Annotated in this window: 4 protein-coding genes; all 4 read right to left on the bottom strand. The window is 66.2% G+C overall.

The annotated features are described in order from the left end of the window. Window positions 1-147 precede the first annotated feature (147 nt). Window positions 148-1,065, bottom strand: coding sequence for a GGDEF domain-containing protein (locus VN419_RS01210; protein WP_325643580.1), 918 nt, complete (start codon window positions 1,063-1,065; stop codon window positions 148-150). Window positions 1,066-1,220: 155 nt separating this feature from the next. Then, window positions 1,221-1,415: a hypothetical protein gene (locus tag VN419_RS01205; RefSeq protein ID WP_414652897.1), complete on the bottom strand. Its 195-nt coding sequence runs from the start codon at window positions 1,413-1,415 to the stop codon at window positions 1,221-1,223. Between the two features lie 173 nt (window positions 1,416-1,588). After that, window positions 1,589-2,233 carry a ribosome biogenesis factor YjgA gene (gene yjgA / locus VN419_RS01200; protein WP_325643576.1) on the bottom strand — a complete coding sequence of 215 codons (645 nt, stop codon included), beginning with the start codon at window positions 2,231-2,233 and terminating at the stop codon, window positions 1,589-1,591. A gap of 132 nt (window positions 2,234-2,365) precedes the next feature. Next, window positions 2,366-2,645 (bottom strand): hypothetical protein (locus tag VN419_RS01195; protein WP_325643574.1); only part of this gene is annotated, 280 nt, incomplete at its 5' end.

Raw genomic sequence — 2,645 nt, 5'->3', positions numbered from 1 at the left:
GTTCTATTCCTTGAGCCTGGGCGGGCGGCTGCTGGCTCCGGTGCTGCGCAGGCCAGGGGCCTGGCGTGTGCTGGATGTTCTGGTGGGGCTGACCATGTGGGCCCTGGCCGCGGGCATCGGCCGCGAGGCCGTGGGTTTGTTCGCCGCCTAGAAGGAGAGCCTCGGTCCGCAGTCCAGGGCCGTGCGGTTTTTGCCGCTGCGCTTGGCCTGGTACATCATGGTGTCGGCGCGGGAGGAGAGGGCGGTCAGGGTATCGCCCGGTCGGGCCAGCGCGCCGCCGACGGAAACCGTGACGGACAGGCTGCCGCCGGGCACGGGAATGGGCGAGACCTCGACAAAGCGGCGCATGCGCTCCGCAATGGCGCGGAAGGCCTCTTCGTCCACCTTGGGCACCACGGCCACGAATTCCTCGCCACCCCAGCGGCACACGGTGTCCATGCCGCGCAGGGCGCTTTTGAGCGTCTTGGCGACCATGGCCAGCACGCGGTCGCCCGTATCGTGGCCGTAGGTGTCGTTGACGGTCTTGAAATTATCCACATCGGCGAAGAGCAGGCCAAAGGGGATGCCATAGCGTTGCAACTCGCCCAGCCTACGCTTGAACTCCAGCCCGGCGCAGCGGCGGTTGCCGAGTCCGGTGAGCGCGTCGGCCAGGGTCTGGCTCTTGAGCTCGTTCAGTTCGTTCAGCAGGCGCGCATGGGAGGTGGCGTCGCTGAACACCTCCACCGCCCCAACGATGGCTTCGGCCTCGTCCCGCAGGGGGGATATGTGCACGGACACCGGCAGGCGGTGCCCGCTTTTGTGGTGCAGGTATACCTCGGCCTGGCGCTGTTGGCCGTCGGCCAGGGTTTGGGCCAGCGGGCAGCAGTTCAGGCACAGCTCGTCTCCGTTGGGGGAGATGTGCATGAGGATGTTGTCGGCGCAGCTGCGTCCCAGAACTTCGTCCGAAGCGTAGCCGGAGATGCGTTCCGCGCCGCGATTCCAGTAGGTTATGCGGCGTGCGTGGTCGACGAAATAGACCCCGTCGAAGAGGTTGTCGAGAATGCTCTTGTAGAAATCCGGTTTCATGGGGGGCTCCCGGCTGGCGACTTTTTTGTCGCTGATACGCTGCCAGGATACGTATCGAAGACCTGAGGGGCAAGGGGTAAGCGGACTTTTCGGCATGAAAAAAGGCGCCCCGGCTTTGACCGGAACGCCTTCATGGCTTCACTTCGCTCCAGAGGCTAGAAACAGACCGCCACCAAGTTGAAGGGCGTGTAGTTGTTGTCCGGGTTCTCGGCGTAGCGGCAGCCCATGCGGCCATCATCGCGCTTGTTGATGATGTCCTTGTTGGAGCCCTTGTAGTAGTCGCATTCGTTGTTGAAGCAGACCACGATGACTCCCCAGCCGCTGTCGGGCGGGGCCAGCCAGGCTTCCATGGGTTTGTTGCAATGTGGGCACACGCGGTCTTCCAGTTCAGTGATGATGCCTGCATATTCGTGAATCACGGAGGGCTCCTTGCGTATCGTGTGGGGTGCGCCTGCGGCGCTGTTCCGGCCCAACAACTAAGTCTTGAACGGCGCGCGTCAAGGGCGCACTCGTCCACGGCGGGCTAGAAGCTGGTCTTCAGGGGCGCGTCGTGCCCGTCTTGCTCGTCGTCGTCCTGCTCGTATCCGGGCTCGTCCCCGGGCTCGTCGCCTTCGTTGTCTTCCGCCTCGCCCTGGCTGAGGGCCCCGCCGGCGCGCAGTTCGCGCAGCAGGCGGAACAGGGTGCGGCTGGAGCGCGGCGGCTTGTTCTTGGCGGCCTCGGCCTTGGCGTTGCGCACCAGCATGCGGATGCGGCTTCTTACTTCGGCCTGGTCGGACTCCGGCGCGAGAGCCACCAGATCCTCCAGCCCGGACTCATCGCCGGAGAGCAGGGCGGTACGCAGGGCCTCCACGATGTGGAACTCCCGCGCCTGGCTGCGGTTGCCCGCTTCCATGTCGGCCACGGCGTGGGCCAGGGGGTCGGTGTCGGTCTCGCGCATCAGCGCGCCGATGAATTGCAGCTGGCGGCGTTTGGCCTCATGCTTGCTGAGCTTCTTGTACTCGCGGATGGCTTCTTCCAGCCGGGGCGGCAGGGCCAGGCGCTTCAGGGCCGAGTCGGGCAGTTCGGCCAGCTTGCCGCCAAGCACTTGCAGGGCGGAGCTGTCGCGCTTCTTCTGCGAGCGGCTGGGCGGCCGGGGATCGGAATAATCATAGGGCTTGGGCTTGCGCATGGAATCCTCGTGCTGATGTCTGGGCGCGATGGCGCGCGGAAGCGGCACTCTTGCCGCTTTTCACGTCCCTGGCAAGCCCGAAAAGGCCTCCCCCCCGACGGGGCGGCGATCCAACGCCAGCGGCGCAGGGCCTTAGCGCAGGGTGAAGTCCACCCGGCCGCCGGCGGGCGCGCCCTTGGGGGCTTCCGCGCCCACGCGCGGGGCCAGCAGGAACACGCGGGCCTGATCGATGCCGCCCTTTTCCACCAGCCAGGCCTGCACGGCGATGCCGCGATCCTGGGCCAGGCGCTCCATGGCGCCGGGGTCCAGGGTGGTGTTGGCGATGATCAGTTCCTCCATCTGCTCCACGGGCAGCGTCTTGGCCAGCCCCACCAGATTGCGCGGCTTCTTGAAGTCCCCGGCCTTGTACACC

The organism is Humidesulfovibrio sp. (assembly GCF_035560995.1).
Taxonomy (GTDB): domain Bacteria; phylum Desulfobacterota; class Desulfovibrionia; order Desulfovibrionales; family Desulfovibrionaceae; genus Humidesulfovibrio.
The sequence above is the reverse complement of the archived record's forward strand: the minus strand, read 5'-3'. Positions and strand labels throughout refer to the sequence as shown.